At 62.8% G+C, this 21944-nt stretch carries 19 protein-coding genes and 1 pseudogene; 9 read left to right on the top strand and 11 right to left on the bottom strand.

Annotated features, from left to right (window positions below):
* Positions 1–5 precede the first annotated feature (5 nt).
* From ASD67_RS17235 to ASD67_RS17210, 6 genes are all read right to left on the bottom strand, one after another.
* Positions 6–200 (bottom strand): tautomerase family protein, encoded by a 195-nt coding sequence (locus tag ASD67_RS17235; protein ID WP_056349935.1) that lies wholly within the window; start codon positions 198–200, stop codon positions 6–8.
* 4 nt (positions 201–204) lie between these two features.
* A complete protein-coding gene (locus tag ASD67_RS17230) occupies positions 205–1707 on the bottom strand; it encodes a 2-hydroxymuconic semialdehyde dehydrogenase (protein ID WP_443028050.1) in 1503 nt (500 codons plus the stop codon).
* A gap of 145 nt (positions 1708–1852) precedes the next feature.
* Positions 1853–3244 (bottom strand): MFS transporter, encoded by a 1392-nt coding sequence (locus tag ASD67_RS17225; protein ID WP_162248605.1) that lies wholly within the window; start codon positions 3242–3244, stop codon positions 1853–1855.
* 61 nt (positions 3245–3305) lie between these two features.
* Positions 3306–5666: a TonB-dependent receptor gene (locus ASD67_RS17220; protein ID WP_162248604.1), complete on the bottom strand. Its 2361-nt coding sequence runs from the start codon at positions 5664–5666 to the stop codon at positions 3306–3308.
* Between the two features lie 188 nt (positions 5667–5854).
* Positions 5855–6868, bottom strand: a complete 1014-nt coding sequence (locus ASD67_RS17215) for a hypothetical protein (protein WP_156377761.1) — start codon at positions 6866–6868, stop codon at positions 5855–5857.
* Positions 6844–7776 carry a hypothetical protein gene (locus tag ASD67_RS17210; RefSeq protein WP_162248603.1) on the bottom strand — a complete coding sequence of 311 codons (933 nt, stop codon included), beginning with the start codon at positions 7774–7776 and terminating at the stop codon, positions 6844–6846. Before ASD67_RS17210 ends, ASD67_RS17215 begins: the two co-directional genes overlap by 25 nt.
* Before the next feature lie 165 nt (positions 7777–7941).
* On the opposite strand from ASD67_RS17210, the gene ASD67_RS17205 reads away from it, so the two are divergent.
* The 3 genes from ASD67_RS17205 to ASD67_RS17195 all read left to right on the top strand — a co-directional run bounded on the left by ASD67_RS17205 (position 7942) and on the right by ASD67_RS17195 (position 11630).
* A complete protein-coding gene (locus tag ASD67_RS17205; RefSeq protein WP_056349920.1) occupies positions 7942–9282 on the top strand; it encodes an aromatic ring-hydroxylating oxygenase subunit alpha in 1341 nt (446 codons plus the stop codon).
* Positions 9279–9839 carry an aromatic-ring-hydroxylating dioxygenase subunit beta gene (locus ASD67_RS17200; protein ID WP_056349919.1) on the top strand — a complete coding sequence of 187 codons (561 nt, stop codon included), beginning with the start codon at positions 9279–9281 and terminating at the stop codon, positions 9837–9839. Before ASD67_RS17205 ends, ASD67_RS17200 begins: the two co-directional genes overlap by 4 nt.
* Before the next feature lie 159 nt (positions 9840–9998).
* Positions 9999–11630, top strand: a complete 1632-nt coding sequence (locus tag ASD67_RS17195; protein WP_056349918.1) for an arylsulfatase — start codon at positions 9999–10001, stop codon at positions 11628–11630.
* Positions 11631–11700: 70 nt separating this feature from the next.
* Here the strand turns inward: ASD67_RS17195 and ASD67_RS17190 are convergent, their stop codons facing one another.
* The gene (locus ASD67_RS17190; RefSeq protein WP_056349916.1) at positions 11701–12234 is read right to left on the bottom strand and encodes a MarR family winged helix-turn-helix transcriptional regulator; all 534 of its coding nucleotides are present in this window, start codon (positions 12232–12234) and stop codon (positions 11701–11703) included.
* 371 nt (positions 12235–12605) lie between these two features.
* Here ASD67_RS17190 and ASD67_RS17185 point away from each other — a divergent pair, with 371 nt between their 5' ends.
* A complete protein-coding gene (locus ASD67_RS17185) occupies positions 12606–13574 on the top strand; it encodes an alpha/beta hydrolase family protein (RefSeq protein WP_056349911.1) in 969 nt (322 codons plus the stop codon).
* A gap of 73 nt (positions 13575–13647) precedes the next feature.
* Entirely contained in the window at positions 13648–14670 is a 1023-nt protein-coding gene (locus tag ASD67_RS17180; protein ID WP_056349908.1) for an AraC family transcriptional regulator, read from the top strand.
* A 52-nt stretch (positions 14671–14722) separates the two neighbouring features.
* Here ASD67_RS17180 and ASD67_RS17175 read toward each other — a convergent pair whose 3' ends face one another.
* Both ASD67_RS17175 and ASD67_RS17170 read right to left on the bottom strand, forming a co-directional pair.
* The gene (locus ASD67_RS17175) at positions 14723–15001 is read right to left on the bottom strand and encodes a Beta-galactosidase C-terminal domain (RefSeq protein WP_056349906.1); all 279 of its coding nucleotides are present in this window, start codon (positions 14999–15001) and stop codon (positions 14723–14725) included.
* Positions 15002–15213: 212 nt separating this feature from the next.
* The gene (locus tag ASD67_RS17170; protein ID WP_235535714.1) at positions 15214–15615 is read right to left on the bottom strand and encodes a winged helix-turn-helix transcriptional regulator; all 402 of its coding nucleotides are present in this window, start codon (positions 15613–15615) and stop codon (positions 15214–15216) included.
* Between ASD67_RS17170 and ASD67_RS17165 the strand changes: the two are divergent.
* The 3 genes and pseudogenes from ASD67_RS17165 to ASD67_RS17155 all read left to right on the top strand — a co-directional run.
* A pseudogene (locus ASD67_RS17165) lies at positions 15547–16268 on the top strand (NADPH-dependent FMN reductase); the annotation flags it as partial. The gene ASD67_RS17170 and the pseudogene ASD67_RS17165 sit on opposite strands and share 69 nt — an antisense overlap.
* Positions 16269–16410: 142 nt before the next feature.
* Positions 16411–17325: a haloalkane dehalogenase gene (locus ASD67_RS17160; protein ID WP_056349902.1), complete on the top strand. Its 915-nt coding sequence runs from the start codon at positions 16411–16413 to the stop codon at positions 17323–17325.
* A gap of 499 nt (positions 17326–17824) precedes the next feature.
* Positions 17825–18796: an aldo/keto reductase gene (locus ASD67_RS17155; RefSeq protein ID WP_235535713.1), complete on the top strand. Its 972-nt coding sequence runs from the start codon at positions 17825–17827 to the stop codon at positions 18794–18796.
* A gap of 195 nt (positions 18797–18991) precedes the next feature.
* Here ASD67_RS17155 and ASD67_RS17150 read toward each other — a convergent pair whose 3' ends face one another.
* The gene (locus ASD67_RS17150) at positions 18992–19741 is read right to left on the bottom strand and encodes an SDR family oxidoreductase (protein WP_056349900.1); all 750 of its coding nucleotides are present in this window, start codon (positions 19739–19741) and stop codon (positions 18992–18994) included.
* Positions 19742–19836: 95 nt separating this feature from the next.
* On the opposite strand from ASD67_RS17150, the gene ASD67_RS17145 reads away from it, so the two are divergent.
* On the top strand, positions 19837–20796 hold the full coding sequence (locus ASD67_RS17145) for an AraC family transcriptional regulator (RefSeq protein WP_056349898.1): 960 nt from the start codon (positions 19837–19839) through the stop codon (positions 20794–20796).
* 77 nt (positions 20797–20873) lie between these two features.
* On the opposite strand, the gene ASD67_RS17140 is transcribed toward ASD67_RS17145, so the two are convergent.
* Positions 20874–21833 (bottom strand): alpha/beta hydrolase family protein, encoded by a 960-nt coding sequence (locus tag ASD67_RS17140; RefSeq protein WP_056349896.1) that lies wholly within the window; start codon positions 21831–21833, stop codon positions 20874–20876.
* Positions 21834–21944: the final 111 nt, after the last annotated feature.

Raw genomic sequence — 21944 nt, 5'->3', positions numbered from 1 at the left:
GAGCGTCAGCCCTTCGCTCGCGCTGCCATCGACTGTCCGGCGACGAACCATTTTTCAGCAGGGATCTCGGTCACCACCACGCGAATGCGGTCGCGGGGCGCCTCCAGGGCGCCAGAGATCGCGGCGGTGACGGCTTCCGCCATCTCGGCGATCATTTCGGGGCTGCGGCCTTCGAGAATGGAAATCTGGGCAAGCGGCATGGTGTCAGACCTTTATGCAGATGTTGGTGATTTCGGAGTAGAAGCTGATCGAATGGTCGCCGCCTTCGCGGCCGAAGCCCGATTGCTTGGCGCCGCCGAACGCCGTGCGGAGGTCGCGCAGAAACCAGCTGTTCACCCAACTGATCCCGACATCCATCGCGCGTCCGACCCGGTGCGCGCGCGACAGATCGCGCGTCCACACCGACGAGGCGAGGCCATAGTCGGTATCGTTCGCAAGGGCGATGACCTCCTCTTCGCTGTCGAAGGGCGCGATGTGGCAACAGGGGCCGAAAATTTCCTCGCGCGTGACGCGCGCGTGCTGCGTCAGTCCCGTCCAGATCGTCGGCTCGACGAAATAGCCGTCAGCCGCTGCGCCTTCGAGGTCCGGAACGCCGCCGCCCGTGACGAGGGTGGCGCCTTCCTCGATCGCGAGAGCATAATAGTCGAGAACCTTGGCACGATGTTCTGCCGAGATCAGGGGACCGAGATCGGTGCCCTCCGCGTGCGGCAGGCCCGGGCGCAAGGCCTCGGCCTTTTCCTTCATCGCCGCGACAAAGCGGTCGAAAATCGGGCGCTCGACATACATGCGCTCGGGCGCAAGGCACACTTGGCCCGTGTTCAGAAACGCGGCGCGCGAAAGGCCGGCAACTGCCGCATCGAAATCGGCATCGGCAAAGACGATCGCCGGATTCTTTCCGCCGAGCTCAAAGGACAAGGCCTTGGTGGTGGCGGCCGCCGAGCGCATGATGGCAGCCCCGGTGCGCGTCTCCCCGGTGAAGGTGATCGCGCGAATTCCCGGATGTGCGGTCACCATTTCGCCAGCGGATCCAGGGCCGAAACCATGCACGACGTTGAAGACGCCGGCCGGGATGCCGACCTCGTTCATCACCTCGGCGAGCAGCGTCGTGGTAGAGGGCGTTTCCTCGGAGGGCTTGACGACCACCGCGTTGCCGCAGGCCATGGCCGGCGCAACCTTCCAGGTCATCAACAGCAAAGGCAGGTTCCAAGGGCTGATCACGCCGACGACGCCGAGCGGCTTACGGACCGAATAATTTATCGCCCGCCCGCCATCGGGCGTGTCCATCTCGAACGCCTCGTCGGGACGGCTGGCGATGAAATCGGCGAAGACCCGAAAATTGGCTGCGCCGCGGGGAATGTCGAGATGCGCCGCCATCGATCGCGGCTTGCCGGTGTCGGCGATCTCGGCCTCGAGAAATTCATCGAACCGCTCTTCGATCCGCGCCGCTACCCGCGCGAGCAAGTCGCGCCGCCGGGCGAGCGTCATCTGCCCCCATTCGCCTTCCACGCTGCGGCGCCCGGCTTCGACAGCAGCATCGATCATCGCCGCATCGGCTTCATAGGCGATGGCGTGGACGGCGCCCGTTGCCGGATTGCGGACCTCGAACGGCTTCCCGCCCTCTACGAACTGACCGCCGATAAAATTGCGCAGCGTCCGCAATGGCGTCGCCGCCTCGACCTTCGCTGGTTCCAGAATTGTAGATGTCACGGTCGTTTTCCTCACTCTACGGAGAATTTAAGATGTATACGTCCTATTTAGTCGCGTCAACGCGGACCGGGCGCCGCCGCGGCGGGGCTCCATCGCGGATTTGCGACGTCGCGCGCGGAGCGGCAGTCAGAGCGCGGACGCCGGCTCATGCCATCCCTACCGCAGCATCTTGGCCTGCAGCCTGCTGCGCGCTGCGACGCGACAATATCTTGCGCATGCCCAGGAGCGCGAGGCCGGTCGCGACACCGAGCATGGCCGCCCAGAGGAAGATGAGCGCCGGACTCCAGCCCCAGCCGAGGAAAACACCGGCGATGGCCGGAGCCCCGGCCGCGCCCATCCGCCCCATGCCAAAGGCCCAGCCGAAGGCGGTGCTCCGGATCGATTCCGGGAAGGATTCCAGAGTGAGGTTGATCAGGCCCGCGTGATAGGCGCAGATCGTGGCGGCAATGGCGAACACCATCGCCGAAGCCATTTCAGGACGATCGAGAACGCTTGGCAGAGCGACCATCGCGGCGACGTAGATGCAAATCTCGACGATCATCACCTTGTAGATGCCGAACCGCGTCGTCAGCCACCCCTGCGCGATCGTCCCGAGAGCTCCCCCGATCCCGAACATGGCGGCGGCGTCGGTTCCCGCGCTCGAGGACATTCCTGCCTTGAGCAGCAGCGATGGTGTCCAGTTCATCACGAAGTACAAGATCGCCTGATCCATGAAAAAGGCGATCCAGACGAGAATCGTCAAGGCGCGCAACTTCTTGTCGAACAGCATGGCGACCGGGAGCTTCTTGCTGATCGCGTGCGCATCTCGTTCCTGATCGACGACCACCGAGCCGACACCATTCACCCCGAATAGTTTCTGGATCGATTTGACTGCGGCGGGCTGGTTCCGCTTGCGGTTCACGAGAAAGGCGACCGACTCCGGAACCACGAAAGCGGCGAGTAACGTCAGCGCGATCGTTCCGCACCCTGCCACATAGAGAAGGCCATGCCATCCCGAATAGGGCAGGATCCCCCGCGCCATCACGCTGCCCAGCAGCGATCCCAGCGGAACGAATGCGATCATGAGCGAGACCACGAGGCGGGAATAGCGCTGGGGCGAGAATTCCGACGCCAGCGAGATCAGGATGGGCAAGGCGGCCCCAAGGCCGATGCCGGTAACGAAACGCACGCCGATAAGCTCGATGAGCGTCTCGGCGTGCGCCGTCATGAATGTTCCGAATCCCGCCAGGCCCATGCCGATGATGATGACGCGCTTGCGCCCCAGCGATTGATCGGCCGCGGTGCTCAGGAGAAGCGCACCCGCGATACCTCCAACGAGGGCCGACGAGAATATGAGGCCGAAGGCGGAGATCGGCAGCCCAAGATCCTCGCTCATGTCATGCGCGATGAGCCCGAGCAGCTGATTGTCCATTCCGTCGAACAGGACGAGGAGCCCGAGGATGAGGAGCACCAGCACCTGCCTGGCTTTCAGACCGCCTTCCCGAATCTCGCGAGAATAGTCGAAAACAGACCCGGAGGCATTGGATATGCCAGTCATATATCGAACTCCCTTGGCCGCCTTGGCGCCGGAAGACGAACCGTCTTCCGGCTGGCGGATGTCAGAAACGGGTCGAGATCTGGAATGCGATCGAGCGCGACCGGTCCGTCCGGACCGCGACCGCATTCGATCCCGTCATCACGCCGCGATAATTGCCCGTTGCCTTGTCTGTGACATTCTTCGCGATGATCGCAAGCTCCCACTGATCGTCGATCGCACCGATGGACGCCCGGAGGTCAAGCTTGGCATAGCCCGACTGCGAGGTCAGGTAATCGCCGTTGGCCTGCTGGAAGAAGCGCGACGAGAAATACATCCAGCTCCCCAGCTTGAGCTTGAGATCGGACGACAGGTCGGCAGAGTAGTTTGCGTTGACGCTACCGCTCCATTTGGGCGCATAGGCCTTCCTGGTTCCGCCCAGATTGGGCACCGGACAAACCGGCGCGATCTGTGCGATGAGGGCCGGATCGGTCGGCAGGATCGGGCAAGGCCCGTTTTTATAGTCCAGATATTTGGCATCGAGATAGCCGATATTGGCCGACAGGTTAAAGCCGTCGAACGGCCGGACCCCAACTTCCAGATCGATCCCCCGCGAACGCGCCTTGCCGACGTTCGCGATCACCGACTGGTTGATGCCGTTCGCATCGATGATCGTCGTCGATTCCTGGAGATCGTCATAATCGCTGTTGAAGAAGGTGATGTTGGTGGTCAGCCGGCGGTCGAACCACGATGCCTTGAGGCCGGCTTCGTACGACTTCACGTTTTCCGGGCCGAACTCGTCGAGATTCTGGCCGATCGACCAGCCGCCCGCCTTGAACCCGGTCGCGAAGGAGGCATAGAGCATGACATCGCGGTTCACGTCATACTGGACGTTCACCGACGGCATGAACTTCTCGTCGGTCCGCTTTGTGTTGCGATAGTCGCCCCCGACCCGTCCGACCGTCGTCGACCAGGTGTTGAACTGCTCCGGGGTGAATTCGGTGATGACCTGTCCGATCGCATCGCCGCGGCCGGCGCGGGTGGTCCGGTGCGCGCTCTTGCGGATCGAGCTGTAGCGCGCGCCGAGGTTCACGCGGAACGCCTCCGACAAATTGACCGTCGCGGCGGCGAAGACCGACCGGTTCGACTGGTCCTGGTCGCCATAGACCTCCTGCGCAACGGGCGTGTTGGCGGGGATGACGGCAGCGCCCGTGGCGCCCGCCCTGGTGTTGGCCAGCGCGCCGAAATTGGAGAAGTAGAAGCCGGTGTTGATGGCCCCCTTCATGTTCGAATTGTCGTAATAGAGCCCCAGCATATATTCGAGGAAGCCGCCCTTGTCGGACTCGAAGCGCAGTTCCTGGCTGAAGGACCGGAACTTTTCGGGCTGCGACAGCGGCAAGCCCGCAGGCAGGTTGAAGGCCGGCAGCGCGAACGAGGCGCCGCTCACCGTGGTCCGGAACAGATCATGATAATAATAGCCGGTCGTCGAGGTCAGCGTGTTGCCCCCGATCGGCACGGAAACGTCGAACGCGCCGTTCACCGATTCCAGCTGGAAGAATGCATCTCCCGACGCGGTGACATAGTTGAGCTTGCCGTCCTGATCCCCGGGCACGAGAATCCCGGCGCAGGTGCCGGCCGGCTGATCGAAATTCGGGCCGGTCCCATAGCCGGGGGCCGGCGGGCAGTTCGTGATTTCCTGCAACTCGGTGTGCTTGTCGTCATATTTAGCATAGTCGACGCGCAGGTTCACATCGACGTCGCCGGGGGTCTCGTAGCGCAGGGCGAGGCGCGCCTGCATGTCCGAGTTGTTCGGGCCCTTGTTGTCGAGGCGGGTGTTCTTGATGTAACCGCCCATTCCGAACAGGCGGAACGCGCCGCGCATCGACAGACCCTCGGCGAGCGGGCCGCCCACCGCGGCCTGTACGTCATATTCGTCATCGGACGGCGAATAGAGCGCCGACACATAGCCGTCGAAATTCTGGCTCGGCTTCTTGGTCACGATGCTGAGCGCACCGGCGATCGTGTTGCTGCCGAAATAGGTCGACTGGGGACCCTTGAGCACCTCGATCCGCTCGAGGTCGAGGAACCCGCCGCGGATGACCTGCGAGCGCGCCACATAGACGCCGTCGATGAAGATGCCGACCGCCTGCTCGAAGCCCATGTTGAAGCCCGAACCGATACCGCGGATATTGAGCGAATCGGAGGCGCCCGCCGAGTTGATCTTCACCCCGGAGACGCGGTTGCCCAGATCGCCGAGATCGGAAATCTGCGATTCACGCAGCGTGTCGCCGGTCGCAACCGCGATCGAAATCGGCACGTCCTGGAGGCTTTGCTCGCGCCGCTGCGCGGTAACGATAATATCGCCCTCGCTGGGGCCGGCGTCGGCCTGATGGGCCTGGTCGGCTTGCCCGGCCTCTTGCGCAAGAGCGGCGGACGGCGATGCCAAGGCGGCCGCGGCAAATACCGCGCAAGCGGACGCATTCAGGTAAAAACGGTTCTTCGACATATGCTGTCTCCCTCTCCCGGCCCGTGTGCAGGCTCGAATCGATCTGTTATCGCCGCCACCTTAGCGGCTCATCTTTATCATGCAATAATAAGTTATGGTGGAATATCATTTTTCGCCGGACGCGAGCTTCAAAGCGCCGTCTCCGGCGGCTGTCCGGCCCCGTTCCACATCACCCAGCCGCAGCCCGCGGTGGCAATATGGGCCGGGAAATAATCGATGATCTCACAGTGATACCGCTCCTGCGCTGCCTGCATCGCGCCCGCGGCCACGAGCCAGGTCCTGAGTTCGCCGGTTCCCGAATCTGTCGCGGCGGACTGGAAGGAGAAGAGCGCCTTCAACGCGTCGAAATCGCCTTTTGCGAGGCAGTCGAGCACCCAATGGTCGAGCGGCTCGTCGACCCAGCCCGACAGCGGGCCCGACGGATCGTGGGACATGCCGCCGCTGCCGTAGATGGCGATCGGCTCGGCCTGCTCGCGGCAGATGTCCGCGATCGCGCGGCCAAGGGCCAGGCACCGCTCGCCGTTGAGCACCGCCTTCGATCGCTCGATCGTTTTCACGATCACCGGGATCACCGGGATATCGAGCGCCGGCATGATCAGAGGAAGCGGCCGCGTCAGCGCGTGCGGCGCCTTACGCTCGGGCCGGCCCTGCGGACTGATCTTGCGGCTGATCGCAATATCGAAATCGCGCCGCACCAGCTCGGTTTGAAGATGCTGGGCGAGCTTCGAGGCCGAGCGAACCCTGACGCCGAAGCGATCCGGATTTTCCCAGAAGCGCTGCGGCGGATCGGAATCGAAGTCGCCATAATTGTGGAAGCCTTCGATATCGTCCTCTCCCGAATAGATCATCACATTCGGGAGATTGGCTGCGGAAAACCATTCGTCCTGATCGCCCGCGACAACGATGAGCGCGGCGGGCTTGGCGGCCGCCAGTCCATCGGCCAGCCTGCCGAATGCGCGGTCGCGCCGGGCTACCCAGTCGGCGACGCACAGCGCGTCCTGCTGTTCGGCCTCGGGCGGCTGCGGAACGTCGCCGCTGATCAGCTTCCAGTACCGCTGCCATCCGGCATAGCTGTCCTGAAACAAACTCGGAAAATGGGATGAGGCCATTCCAATCGTTATCGGCATGATGTCGTCTCCCAAGCCATGAATCCCACGCCCGTCGCACCATGATGGACGGGCATATAGTCGAGGGTGCGGGCCTGGCAGCCGGCCTCCTCCAGTGCGGCGCCCGCTACGGTCCAGAGCCGCATCTCCGCCGAATTGCCTTGCAGGGTTCGCGACCGGACGTCCCAGATCTGCGCGACATCGCGCGACTGACCGCGCTCGAGGCGGGTGAGAACCCAGCGATCGAGGATGTCGTCGATCCAGCCCGCCATCGCGCCGCCCGGATTGCCCGACAGGCCGCCGCTGACAAGCAGTCCCAGCCGCCTGCCGGTCAGTGCCGCCGACTGCGCGAGCGCCCGGCCGAAGCTGTGAAGACGCCGTCCGGGAAGGACCGGCTCGACATGGCAATTGACGTGAAGGGGAATGATGGGAAGGCCGCCGGACAGGCGGGCGGCCGCTTCGGTCAATGCCGGGGATGCACCGCGCCCCTTGTCTCCCAAAGGGCGAAACTGGGCCCGGCCTTCGGAGATGTCGAACCCGCGCCGGACCAGTTCCTCGGAGAGAAATTCGCCAAGAGCCTCGTCGCACGGGAAATGCGCGGGCGACGATGGCTCGCCGAGCGGAGACAAGGCGGGGTCGCCCCAGATTTCGCCGCCGACCTGAAAGTGCAGCTGCGGCGTGTTCGACAGATCGAAGACATCGCCGCGATCGGCATGGAGAAGGACCAACGCGTCGAGTTTCGCCTCGACGATCAGACTGGCAAGTTTGTCAAAGCCGGCAGCGATCCGCGTCTCATAGTCCGCGAGTCGCTCGCCCGTCTCGTCGGCGCGGGCAGCCGGCTGGACCGCCTCCCCCACCAGATGGTCCGATACGGCCGACCAGCATGACCGCGGCCGGTACATCAACGGCGAATAGCTGAGGCCAGCGCCCATTATAATCGACATTCCACTCTCCCCGATCGTCATCCGATGGCAGCTGCAAATCGCTGCCGGGCGTTCACCGCCGCGATCTAGCTTGACAGCATTTTGCTTTGCTAGCATAACTTATGGCGTAGGTGCAATAGGCCGGCATTTGACCTTGGCCAGCCTGGATGGTGAGAGGGATAACAGATGGACAGCGATACAATTGACGGTCGGCTCGTGGACGCCGAGGCGGGGCTGATCGACCGGCGGATCTTCGCTGATCAGGATATTTTCGATCAGGAAATCAAGCAGGTGTTCGGCAAGTCCTGGCTGTTTGTCGGGCACGAAAGCCAGATTCCGAACAAGGGTGATTTCTTCACCTCGCAGGCCGGCCGCGACGCGGTCGTCGTTACCCGCGACTCGGAAGGCGAAGTGCGGGTCATGCTCAACATGTGCACGCATCGGGGGATGCCGGTGTGTCGGTACGACAAGGGCAACGCCAAGCGCTTCACCTGCCCCTATCATGGGTGGACGTTCGCCAACACCGGCGATCTCACCGGGCTTCCGCTGTCGAGCGAAGGCTATGGCGGTCAGCTCGACCGCAAGAAATGGGGCCTGATCCAGGCTCGAGTCACGCTGTACTACGGGTCGATCTGGGCCACGTTCGATGAAAATGTGCCGCCTTTCGAGGAGACGCTCGGCGACATGGCGTTGATGCTGCGCGACTTCATGCAGGGCCCCGACGGCGAGGATGACGGGCTGGAGGTCATCGACGGCATCCTGAAGTTCGAAATTCACAGCAACTGGAAGTTTGGCGCCGAAAACAACGCCGGCGATCTTTATCACGACGTCAGCCACAATTCGGTGCAGCGCGTCGGCCTCGCGCTGTCAGGTCTGCGCGGACGTCACGTCTGGGCGGCCGACAAGCACAAGTTCAGAACGTTGAACGTCGCCTATCCGGCCGGTGGCCATGCCGCCCGCGTCAATCTCTACGACGATGAGCAGCGCGAATATCATCCGCAGTGGGCGATCGTCCCGGAAGTCGACGATTACTTCCGCGCGGCGCATTACGCGCGTCAGGAGCGGCTCGGCGAGAAGGCGCGTCTCCTCAATCGCGGCGGAATCATATTCCCCAACATCGCCTATAACTCCGCAGGGCGCTGGCAGATCACGATGTGGGTGCCGCGCGCGCCCAACCGCACCGAAGTGTGGAAATGGTATTTCGTGCCCAAGAATGCGCCGCAGAAGGTCAAGGACACGCTGCGCCATTATCTGCTGCGCTACGGCGGCCCGTCGGGCATGGTCGAGCAGGACGATATCGAGAATTGGGCGTCGGCGCAGGTCGGGGCCGAGACGGCGGCGGGCAACCGGCTTCCGATGAACTACACCCTGCACATGGGCCAGGCGCAATGGGCGTGGCCCGAGCCGTGGCTCGGCGAGGGCGCCTATGTCGACGAGGGCGTGTCGGAACATGCCCAGCGCGTGTTCTACGGCCATTGGGCGCAGAAGATGGACGCCCAAGCGGGCGAGCAGGAGGCAGGCCAGTGAGCAGCGCAAGCACGATCGACACGGCCAACCTCGGCGGGGAGGATGCTGTCGCAGTGCCCACCCTCAAGGAGCGCGTCGAGGATTTCCTCTCCTACGAGTGCGAGCTTCTTGACGAGAGGCGCTTCGACGAATGGCTTGAGCTCTTCACGGAAGATGCGCGCTACTGGATGCCGCTGGCGCGCAACGTCGAGCATAATAATCTGGGAGCGGAATATAGCCGCGAACAGCAGGACGCGGCCTGGTTCGATGAAGACAAGAAAACCCTTCTTCAGCGCGTGATGCAGTTGAAGGGCGGCGATCACTGGGCCGAAGAGCCGTTTTCCCGCACGAGCCATATCACGACGAACACGCGCATTCAGGAAGCGAGCGAAACCGAGCTGACTGTGAGCAGCCGGTTCATCGTCTATGTAAACCGGCGCGAGGGCGAGGTTCGCCTTTTCGTCGGCAAGCGGATCGACGTGCTGCGCCCGGCGGGCGCAACATTCCAGATCGCGAAACGGTCGATCTTCCTCGATCAGAGCAAATTGCTCTTCAAGAATCTGACGACATTCTTCTGACCGGATCAGCGGTGCCGGCGGCGAGGTTCGCCGCCGGCACCGCAAAGACCATCCTCGGAGCGCTCGGTTGAAAGCGAAGGCCGCAAACCTGGCCGAGGCTGGGGACGAGAACATTGAACCCGATCGCGCCCAACGACCCTGTTCAACACGGATGAGCCGATGAAAACTCTCGCTATGGTCGCCGCGAGCCTTCTCGCGCTCAATCCGCTGCCTGCATCTGCCAAGGCGAAACCCAATTTGGTAATCATCGTGGCGGACGACCTGGGCTTCTCCGACATCGGCGCCTTCGGGAGCGAGATCCGAACGCCCAATCTGGATGCGTTGGCGAGCGCCGGATCGCTTTTGACCAATTTTCACGCCGCCCCGGCATGTTCGCCAACGCGTGCGATGCTGCTATCGGGCACCGACAATCACACGGCCGGGGTCGGAGCGATGGTGGAAAGCCGCCTGGAGGCCGGCGCCGAAAATGGCACGCCACAATGGGGATATGAAGGCGTCATTACCCGGCGCGTTGCGACGCTGGCGGAACGTCTTCGTGAAGGCGGATATCATACGATCTTCAGCGGAAAATGGCATTTGGGATTGGCGCCCGAGCAGAACCCGGCGGCCCGTGGTTTCATAACCTCCTTCGCGCTGCTTCAGGGCGCCAGCAACCATTTCGGCGGTCCGATGGGACCAGCAGACAATCCGAACCTGCGGGCGACCTTCACCCTGGACGGCGAGGAAGTGGCTGTCCCCGCTGATTTCTATTCCACGGACTATTTTACCACCCAGTTGCTTCGCCAGCTTGACGCAAGGCCAAGAAGAAAGCCGTTCTTTGCGTATCTGGCCTTCACCGCGCCCCACTGGCCGCTTCAGGCGCCGGAGGTCGATATCGCGCGTTACTCCGGCCGGTACGATGACGGTTGGGCCGTGTTGAGGCAGGAGCGCCTTGAGCGGATGCGGCAGCTCGGAATCGTCGAAGCGGGAGTTACGCCGGCGCGCATCGAGGGATATGCCGAGGCCTGGGACCGGCTCACGCCCGAGCAGAAGCGCGTTGAAGCCCGGAAGATGGAAATCTTTGCGGCGATGGTCGACCGGATGGACCGGAATGTCGGCCGCCTCGTCAATCATTTGAAGCATAGCGGCGAATTCGAAAGGACCATATTCGTCTTTGTTTCGGACAACGGCCCGGCGGGAGAAGGGGCGGATCGTTTTGCCCGACTGCCCGGGATGGCCGCCTTCCTCGCTGCAAGCGACACGCGTTACGCGGCGATGGGGAGCAAGTCGTCGATGTTGTTCCTTGGCCGGTATTGGGCGCAAGCGGCGTCGGCGCCGTATCGGCTCTTCAAGGGAGTGACGACCGAGGGCGGAACGCGTGTACCCGCCTTCGTGACCTTCGCCGGCGCTCCCCAGAAGGGCGCTCGACGCTCGGCGTTCGCGAGTATCATGGATATCGCACCGACGCTTCTGGAGGCCGCTTCGCTTCCCATCGAGCCGATCGTCGAGGGACGGGACGTGGCCCCTGTCCGAGGGCGATCCATGCTGCCTTACCTAGCGAACTTGAGCCGATATATTCATCCGGCTGACGAGGCGATCACGATCGAATTGCATGGGCATCGCGCTGTGCGGCAGGAGCCGTGGAAGCTGCTCCTGCTGAACCGACCCGCGGGCGACGGGACATGGGCCCTCTATAATTTGAACAACGACCCCGCCGAAGAGAATGACCTGTCCGCGGATTTTCCTGAACGGAGGCGCTCGATGATCGAGGCGTGGCACAGGTTTGCAGCGGAGACGAAAATCGCCGAATGAAATGGTCAGGCATGGTCCTGCGCAGAGCTATTTCAGGAATCCACCGAAACCGAGTGGACTGTGAGCAGCCCTATGCGGCCTGCTCTTCGACGAAACGGTCGATATTGACGTAGCAGCGCTCGAGCAGCCCGGTGAACTGCTCCACTTCCTGTTCGGAAAAGCCCTCGACAAGGGCCGTCAGAAATTTCTGCCGCCGCGCCGCGACTTTCTTCGCCAGCGCCTTCCCCGACGTCGTAAGATAGACGAGAGCTTTGCGCCGGTCCTGACTGTCGGCACGCCGTTCCAGTACGCCCGCTTTTTCCATGACGTCGATAGCCTTGCCGATCGCGGCGTCCTTGAGGTCCAGCCGAAGCCCGAGCTCGCGCTGCGACATTCCGTCCTGCGCGCGCAGGACCGCCAGCGGGTACCAGGCGCTTACGGCGAGATCGAGTTCGCTGAGCATCATCTCGATCGCGCGAACCTCGCGGATCCGGATCGTTCGAACCAGATAGTCGACGTCGCCTCTGAACAGGGGGTCGAGGGCAGCACGGGTCGCCTGGAACCGGTGCGGTCCAGAAACCGATGTTCCGGCATCGCCATTGAAGCGCATCACTTTGTCCTTCATGCCTTTCCGAGGCTACGAACTTCTTGCCCTGGGAAAATGATAGCGGTGCTTATAGCCCGCGATCCGAAGCCGCAATACGCCTGTTTTCGACACCGGCGTCTTGCGTTCAGAATCGTTGCCGCGGCAAGCTCGCCTTCGCATCACTATGCTATCATAACTTATGTCCTATTTCCAATCCTTTGCCAGCGTACTACAGGCTGCAAGAGAAGCCCGCTTCGGCGACTGCCCCAAATGTACGGACATCGTCCAAGACTGGGCGCCCTTGGCGCATTCTGTCACAAGCATGGCGCCAACCGCCACTGCGCTGTTTCTTTGCTCGGGCTAAAACACCTTCATCGGACCGACCCCGGCCCGCTGAATGGAGATGAAAAATGAACAACCTCATCAAAGATGCGACCGCGATCCCTGTGAACGAGCCGCAGCCGACCGTATCCTACAGTGTCATCACCCTCACCGACCCGCGTCGCCCCCTGCCGCTCGAACTGCGCGTCACCGCACCGATCGGCGGCGAAAAGCTGCCGGTCGTCCTGCTTTCGCACGGCCATGGACCGTCGCTCTATATTCCCTCCAAGGATGGCTATGGCCCGCTGGTCGAATTCTACGCTGGCCGCGGCTTCATCGTGATCCAGCCGACCCACCTCAATTCGAAGGTCGCCGGCCTGCCCGCCGATGCCGCCGGCGGCCCCTTGTTCTGGCGCTCGCGGGTCGAGGACATGTCGACGATCATCGACCAGCTGGACGCCATCGAAGCTGCCATGCCGCCCATCGCAGGGCGGATCGACAGGGACCGGATTGCGGTCGTAGGCCACTCGCTCGGCGGTCAGACCGCGGGCCTGCTGCTCGGCGCCCATCTCACTGACCCCAAGGATCCCGACGCCCAGGATGTCGACGTGATCGATCGCCGGATCAAGGCGGGCATCATGCTGGCTGCTCCCGGCAACGGGGGGGACAATCTCAGCGAGATGGCTGCGGACCGCTATTCCTTCTTCAATCCCGACTTCTCGCACCTCACCACCCCCACCCTCGTGGTGGTCGGCGAAGACGATGCGTCGCCTCATCTCACGGTCAGCGGGCCGGCCTGGCATGCCGACGCCTACCGTGACAGCCCGGGCGCCGAGTGCCTGCTCACGATCAAGGGCGGTGGCCACGGATTGGGGGGCATTGCCGGCTACGATGCTCGCGAGACCGACGATGAAGACGCCGAGCGCATGGAGATTGTCCTGCGCATGACCTGGGCGTATCTCCGCTCGGCGCTCTATGCGGACGATCAGGCGTGGACCGCGGCGTGCAGCGCCCTTGCCGAGCATGCTGCCGCCCATGCCGAGGTGGAATGCCGCTGACCAACATCGATGCCGGCCAGGTCCACGGGCCTGGCCGGCATCGGATTTCACGACCGAAGACAAGGCCATTCGAATGATCGATCCCCAATTTGACCGCTGCCGCTTTCCGCCGAGCTTGTGGCGGGCCCTGCGCGGAGCAGGACTCGAGCCTCCCAAGGTGCTGCGCGCTGCAGGGCTGCCCGCGACCTTTCACCTGGATCCGACGAACATTCTTACGACGGCACAGATGTTTGCAGTCTGGAAGTCCGTCGAGGCCCTGTCGTCCGGGGCGGTGCCCGCTCTCGAAATCCTGAAAGCCTCCGGGGAAGCCGGCCATCAACCGGCGTTCATCGCAGCGCTTTACGCCCTCAATCTGCGCGACGCGATTCACCGTATCGAGCGGTTCAAACGCATGGGCACGTCAGAGATATACGAGCTCACCGTCGACGGCGATGTCTCCACAATGACCAAGACGTGGCCCTTTGCTGTCGAGACCGAACCCGCTGCGTCGATCGACCTCAGCTTCCTGTTCCTTCTCGAAATCGGCCGGATTGGCACCGGTCAACGGATCACCCCGGCCTCGGTGCACTATCAGCGCGCCGGACCGGCCGCCCCCGAGCTCGAAGAGCATTATGGCTGCCGAATCAACTTCGGCGCGAGCCATAACGCCATTTCTTTCCACAATGCCGACCTCGCCACCCCCTTTCCGGGGCACGCTCCCGAATTTCTCGCGATGGTGACTCCCGGTCTCAGCGCTGCTTTCGACGAACTTATGACGGGAAGCACGATAAGCGAGCGGGTCATGGCCGTGCTCAAACGAACCATGGCCAGCGGCAGGCCCGACATCGCCTTCGTTGCCAGGGCGCTCGGCACCTCGGAACGCAGCTTGCAGCGGACGCTGACCGCAGAAGCCACGACCTTCCGCGCCCTCCTCGCCAAGGCGCGCGAAGAGCTCAGCCTGCAGCTGCTGGCCGATCCGGCGATTTCGGTCGAAGAGGTGACGCTGATGCTGGGCTTCCAGGACGCAACGTCTTTCTATCGCGCGTTTCGAGAGTGGCAGGACATGTCGCCGGGCGAATGGCGCGCGCTGCGATACGAGGAGGCTCGCCCGGTCTAGGCAAGCCCCTGAAGCCGAGCCCCTGAAGCCGAGCGGCGTAGCGATGTCTCCTCTAGTCTCCGAGTTGGGCCGGATCGATCAGAATCAGAACCAGCACGCCATGGGGCGCCATGATCAACATAGCTTTCGCAGGCACGTCGCCGACAATATCCTTCATCGGCCGGGGCAAGGAGAGCGTCCGGATGCCTTTTGCGTGGTTGATCACGATCCGTACGCGCTTTTCCGTCCCATTAGGTTCTGCGATCTCCGCATCGTAAATCATGCCGGCGACAATCGGCCCCACGTCCGCTTCCTTGAGCAAGCCGTTCGCCAGCGCGTCATCTCGGGGCATGTCGCGATGTGCGCCGACATAGGTGATCGATCCGGTCCGACGCACCTCGTGACGACCGCCGGCTTCCCGCCGAGTCAGCTGCCCGTCTTGTCGTAGCGCGTGACAATGTTGGTCTCGGTCGCGGAGAGGTCGAGTGTTTCTGCCCCAGATCGTCGCCTGCCCCTTCCAGGCTCCCTCGACACGCGGGAAGTTGCCGGCAATAGGCTCACAATCTACTGGCGTTCCCGACGATCTGCATAGGCGGCGCGTGCGGCGTCCATACGCGGCGCATTGGCGATGACCCACTCGGCAAAGTTGCGCACAGGTTCGAGAAACTCCCGTCCCAGCGGCGTCAGCGAATATTCGACCTGAGGGGGCGTCACCGGCGTCACCGTGCGAGATACGAACCCATGCTCTTCGAGATTTCGCAGTGTCGAGGCGAGCACCTTCTGGCTGATCTCTCCGATCTCGCGTCGCAGCGCATTGAACCGGCACGGGCCGCGGCCGAGCACCTGGACGACCAGCATCGACCATTTGTCGCTGATGCGCGTAAGCGTCCGGCTGATATGCTCGCACGCCGTGACCTGCCCTTCGCAAGCCGAGGCGGTTTCCATCCGGTTATCTGGTGTCGCCAAAGTGCCTCCTTGTGGGCGCGGATGCCGTGCGTAATTAGGTTACTCCAAGTTACTAAACAACATGAGGTTACCATGACAGTCAAGCCACGCATCGCCCTCATCATCGGTTCGACCCGCCCGAGCCGGTTCGCCGACACGCCTGCCCAGTGGATGCTGAAGCAGGCCCGGGCGCGCGATGACATCGACGTCGAGCTGGTGGATCTGCGGGACCACCCCCTGCCCTTCTTCGACGAGGCGGCCTCCAATCTGTGGGCGCCGAGCCAGAACCCCGAGGCCATCCGCTGGCAGCAGACGATCGGCGGCTTCGACGGCTACATCTTCGTCGTCGCCGAATATAATCACTCGATTACGGCTGTGCTGAAGAACGCGCTCGATCAGGCCTATGTGGAATGGAACCGAAAGCCGTTCACGGCCATCGGATACGGCGGCACTGGCGCAGCCCGGGCTATCGAGCATCTGCGCGGGATCGGCGTCGAGCTTCAGATGGTGTCAACCAAGTCCGCCGTCCACATCGGCGGCGGCGACTTCATCGCAATCCATCCCTTTTTCGGCAATCAGCCGATCGAGACCATCGAGGCAAACCTGCTGCAGTCGTCCGGCGCGGCGCTGGACGAGCTGGCCTGGTGGGCCAGGGCAACAATGGCGGCCCGCGCNNCGGGTGTGCGGGGGTCGTCAACGCACCTCCGCACACCCGCGCCCCGCTGCGACGATGGACCGGAAGCGTCCACAGCCGGCATGCGGCACAGGGGACAAGATTTAGCACGAACGGGGCGGAGCGTCTGATGGAGAACAGCGATGACGCGTGAAAAAGCGAAGGAGCGCGAGCAGCCGTTTGCGCAGAAAAAGTTCATGGACGTCGGCGGACACCGCATGGCGTACATCGATGAGGGAGACGGGCCGGCGATCCTTTTCCAGCACGGCAACCCGACCTCATCCTACCTGTGGCGCAACATCCTGCCGCATCTGGCGGGTCTTGGCCGCCTGATCGCGCCAGACCTCATGGGTATGGGCGATTCCGATAAACTTCCGGTCGAAGCCGGGCGGCATCGCTACGGCTTCACCGAGCAACGCAGATATTTCAACCGACTGCTCGATGCGCTCGATGTGGGACATGAGGTGATCCTGGTGCTGCACGACATGGGCTCGATGCTCGGGTTCGCCTGGGCGAAGCGAAATGCCGACCGCGTTCGGGGGATCGCTTATATGGAATCGGTCGTGTCGCCGCTCCTCATCACCGACTTCCCGGAAGCGGCCCGGCAACCGCTCCTGGACGTTTTCTCGACGCTCGAAGGGCAGGAGGCATCGCTTCAGACCCTGGATTTCCTGGACGGTTTCCTCCTAGGGACGCGCGAATTCTCCGAGACGGAGCAGGCCTATTACCGCAAACCGTTTCTGATAGCCGGAGAAGACCGGCGCCCGATGATATCGTCCGACCTCCCCGTCAACGGCGTGCCCGGGGATACGGCTGCGATCGTCGCCGACTATGCGCAATGGATGGCGGAGAACGACATCCCCAAGCTGATGGTCAAGGCCGATCCAGGCTTCCTTCTGATCGGTCGTCTCCATGACTTTGCCAGGACCTGGCGCAATCAGACCGAAGTGACGATCGCGGGGACGCACTTCATCCAGGAAACCAGTCCCGACGCGATCGGCATCGCCCTCGCCGATTTCGTCAGAGGCCTGGCCCCGGGCGCGCGCGAGCGATGCTAGCGGGCGAGCGACGACATTGGCAGGCGGGCGCATCTAGGGGGCCGCAGATGCTCACCGTCACGCTTCATTGCCGGGAAAAAACGCCCGCCCGACGGGAAGACGGGCGGGCGCAGAATGAAGGTCTGGCCTTTGCAAGAAAGGCGAGCTCTTCTGGGTCGCGAGCGCCCCTTATGTGACGGCGCCTTGGCCGAATTGTACAGAAACGCCAAAAGCGACGACGGCGCATTTCGCGATGCGAAAAACAGGCGCCGAGACGCCATCTAGGATCCTCCGCTCGCTTCCGAGCTCATTCGGGCGGTACTTTTTGCGAGCGGCGATAGTTTGCATCGCACAACTTGTCCGGGCCATTTGGCAGCAACTGCAATTGAAGTGGCGCAATCCGCCACTGCCGGTGAGATCGTCCCGGCCTAATTTCTCCTCGAAACGAAGGAGCGCAGTCATGAAATATCGAACGCTTGGAAGAACCGGAATCAAGGTATCGCCCTATTGTCTCGGGGCAATGATGTTCGGCGCGGCGGGAAACCCCGACCAGAATGATTGCGTCCGCATCATTCACAAGGCGCTGGATAGCGGGATCAACTTCGTCGACACGGCCGACGGCTACAGTCGAGGCGAATCCGAAGAGATCGTCGGCCAGGCACTCAAGGGTCGGCGATCCAATATCGTCCTTGCCACCAAGGCCCATATGCCGATGGGCGACGATCCCAATCAGCAGGGCAACTCGCGGCGGTGGCTGGTCCAGGCGATCGACGATTCCCTGCGCCGGCTGCAGACCGACTATATCGATCTCTACCAGATCCATCGTCCGGCGCCGGACACCGATATCGAGGAGACCCTGTCGACGCTCACCGACCTGATGCGCGCCGGCAAGATCCGGGCGATCGGCGCCTCGACATTCCCGGTTTCGGAAATCGTCGAGGCCCAATGGGTGGCCGAGCGGCGCAATCTCGCGCGGTTCCGCACGGAGCAACCTCCCTATTCCATCCTCAATCGCTCGATCGAACGCGAGGTGCTGCCGATCTGTGAGAAATATGGACTGGGAACGATGGTCTGGAGCCCGCTCGCCATGGGCATGCTGACCGGGCGCTATCGGAAGGGGCAGGAACAGCCCGACAGCGGCCGCGTTCGCCGCTTCCCTACGCAGATGTCGGACGAGCGTAGGCTCGATGCGGTCGAGCGGCTCATCCCCGTGGCCGAGGAAGCGGAAATGTCGCTGACCCATATGGCGATGGCATTCGTGCTCGCGCACCCCGGAGTTACGTCCGCTCTTATCGGGCCGCGCAAAGCAGAGCATCTCGACGACTTGCTGGCCGGGACGAACGTCGGCCTCTCCGACGAGACCCTCGACCGCATCGACGAGATTTGCCCGCCCGGAACCGATGTCGGACGGCTCGAGGCGGCCTATGATCCGCCCGCCGTTCTGGACGCCCATCGCCGGCGGCGGTCGCCGGTCGAGCGCGCAGCCGGCTGACAGCTTCCGTCCGAACAATGGAGGTCATAGGCGGTCGCCATAAGGCATCGAGCAAACGGGCGCTCGCCCGGCGACTGCCGGACGGGCGCCCGCGTATGAAGACTGTCTCCTCAACCAGGCAAGGCTCGTCGAGGTTGCGGTGGAGAACCCAAATGGCGTCTGGAATGCGAATGGCGAGCGAGTGAGGCAGGCAATTCAATCTGCCTCCGCCATCAAAATTTCTGCATCGCGGCCTGCAGCGAGGCGGAACGGGGATGCTGGATCCGTGGCACATCGCCAGATCGCCGCAGCGACGTCCGACGGGTGAGTGACAGGTCCTGACTGGTTGCGCATGTGCGCAACGATCCGCTCGACCATCGGCATATAATCGGCGTTGTCGCGGCCCCGCAGATGCGGCATGCCGTTGTCGCCGAACCGCGTCTCGGGTGCGCTCCCCGGTATGATCAGATGGGTGCGCACCCCAAATTCCCCTACTTCCAAGGCCAGCGTCTCTGTTAGGGCGTTCACCGCCGCCTTGCTGGCCCTGTATATTCCGACCATTGACTGCGACTTGAGCGTGGTCGACGATGAGACATTGATGATGACACCCGATCGGCGCTCACGAAACGCCGGTAGTACCGCCTGGACCATTGCCAGCGTCCCCAGCGTATTGGTCTCGAACATGGCGCGCGCCATGTCGGGTTCGGTCAGCTCGACCGGCGACGGCACACCGAAACCGGCGTTGTTGACGAGGACGTCGATCGGACCAGCCTCGGCGACGCAACGCGCAACACTGGCCCGATCGCTGACGTCGAGTTGCAGGATGCGGAGGCGCCCGGACGCCGGAATTATCTTGGGGTCGGGTGTTCGCATGGTGGCCGCCACATCCCAGCCATGATCGAGAAACAGCCGGGCGGTTTCCAGCCCAAAGCCAGAAGAGCAGCCCGTGATGAGGATCGCCGGCATTACAACCTCCGCGTGTTGATGTTTTCAGCAATCTAGCTGAGCCATGCAGGACGTGATATGGCGCAGCGTATCGATTTCTTTTGAAATAGTCCTGAATGACCGCCGATCCTCTCGCCGAAGTCGTAACGCTCCTCCAGCCAAGGGCCCGCTTCTCCAAGCTTATCGAGTGCGCGGGCTCCTGGAGGTTCCGCCGCAAGGGGATGGGCGATCCTTTTTACTGCGCGGTGCTGGACGGCAATTGCCGCGTGACGGTCGACGGACAACCGCCCTTGCTCTTGCAGGCGGGAGACTTCCTGCTGGTTCCGGCAATGCACGACTTGATCAAGGAAAGCTTGGACTTGCCGGAGGAAGAGACATCGAAAGAACCGATCGCGACAGGCGACGGCTGCTTTCGTGTCGGCCCGGAAGACGAGCCGCCAAACCTCCGCATCCGGCTTGGGCATTGTTCGTTCGATTCGCCGGATGTGGCTCTGCTCGTTCCGCTGCTCCCTCACGTGGTCCTCGCGCGTGGAGAGCCGCGGCTCGCGACGCTGACGCAATTTGTCGGCGACGAGACGCTTGCGCATCGCCCGGCACGCGACCTTGTTCTCGAACGGCTGCTCGAGTTACTGCTGATTGAGGCATTGCGATGCGGCAGTGAGATAGGGAATGCGCCGCCGGGCTTGGCTCGCGGTATTGCCGATGTTCGCCTCGCCGCCGCGCTGCGCGCCGTCCATGCGCGACCGGAATATCCTTGGACGGTTGCCGGAATGGCTTCCGAAGCGTTGTTGTCGCGCTCTGCCTTCTTTGCCCGTTTCACCCGAACAGTTGGCATACGGCCGATGGCATATCTCTTGGCGTGGCGCATGGCTTTGGCCGGACGTCTCCTTCGCGAACAGGAGCTAGGCTTGGATCAAGTCGCTGAACGCGTTGGTTACAGCTCGTCCAGTACTTTCAGCGTAGCCTTTGCCCGGTACGCGGGTATGTCTCCGGCTCGCTACGGCCGCATAATGCACCGGAATGGAAACCGTAGCTCCCGGCGCAGTTCCAGGGAAGCCGTTGCTCCGGCCTGGTAAGCGGCAGTACTTCGTCGGGCCAGATCGTGGGCACCGTGCAGCCTCGGATATTTTAGTACATCCTCATCGTCGGATGCCTATTTAACATCGATTCTGCCCTGCGGATCGGCTGACCTGGCGAGCGCTGCGCACGCTTTGCGCCACGCCTCATCGCCAGGATAAAGGGCGGAGCGAAGATATGCCCAGCTCATCCGTTGAACGACACCGAGCCGTTCGGAATCCTGATCCTGGGATTCAGCGACGTCATAGCCGGATACGCCGCCCAGCGCGTGCTTCGCTCCGAACATCGTCAGGAGGGCTTTCGGTCCCGGACTGAACGTATAGGCGTCGGCGCGCCAATCCTTGCGCAACGCGAAATTATCATTTTGATCCAGATCGCCGGCAACAACGAGCGCGGGAGCCGTCATCGCGGTATAACTTGTGTTTCGCAGCACCTTATAATGTTCCGATGCGAAGGCCGCGAGGTCAGCGCCATTGCCAGGAGGGGCGAGCAAGACGCCCGCTTTCACGCGCCGATCGCTCAGGTTCCACTCTTTGCCGTCGACCGGATCGATCACCCGCATGCCAGCGAGCATGCCGACTGTATGGCCGCCCATGGAATGTCCGACGGCGACGACGCGGCTCCGGTCCGTCCGGCCGGACAGGCCGGGAACGGCAGCTTCAATTTCGGCCAGATGATCGAGTATGAAGCGCATGTCCTGCGCACGCGATAGCCAGAACAAGGGTCCTTCCGGCCCGTTCGGATCGAGGCCAAGCGCCTTCGAGTCCTGATGGGTCGGCTGGATGACCACGAAACCGTGCGCAGCGTAAAATTCCGCGAGAGGGTTATAGCCGCGCAGCGAGGACAGATAGGTCGATTGTCCGTGCCCGTGCGACAGGAGAAGGATCGGTAGATCGGTGCCGCCGATCGGGACGGAGACCTTGAGCTCGAGGTCCGCTTGGCGTCCCGGCACAGAAAACAGGATCGGGCTAACCGACATGAACTGCGTCGGGGCGCTCACCGGGATGTAATCGGCTGAATTGATAGGCTTGTTCATGGGATGGTCCTTTCCGTTCCGCGATGCTGCAAGAGTCGGGCTCAAGTGCGCGTCGGCATATGTGACAGCGACAAGAGCGGCACCGGCGGTGAGCATTCCCCGACGCGTGAT

The sequence above is a fragment of the Sphingopyxis sp. Root1497 genome (assembly GCF_001427085.1).
GTDB lineage: Bacteria > Pseudomonadota > Alphaproteobacteria > Sphingomonadales > Sphingomonadaceae > Sphingopyxis.
The sequence above is the reverse complement of the archived record's forward strand: the minus strand, read 5'-3'. Positions and strand labels throughout refer to the sequence as shown.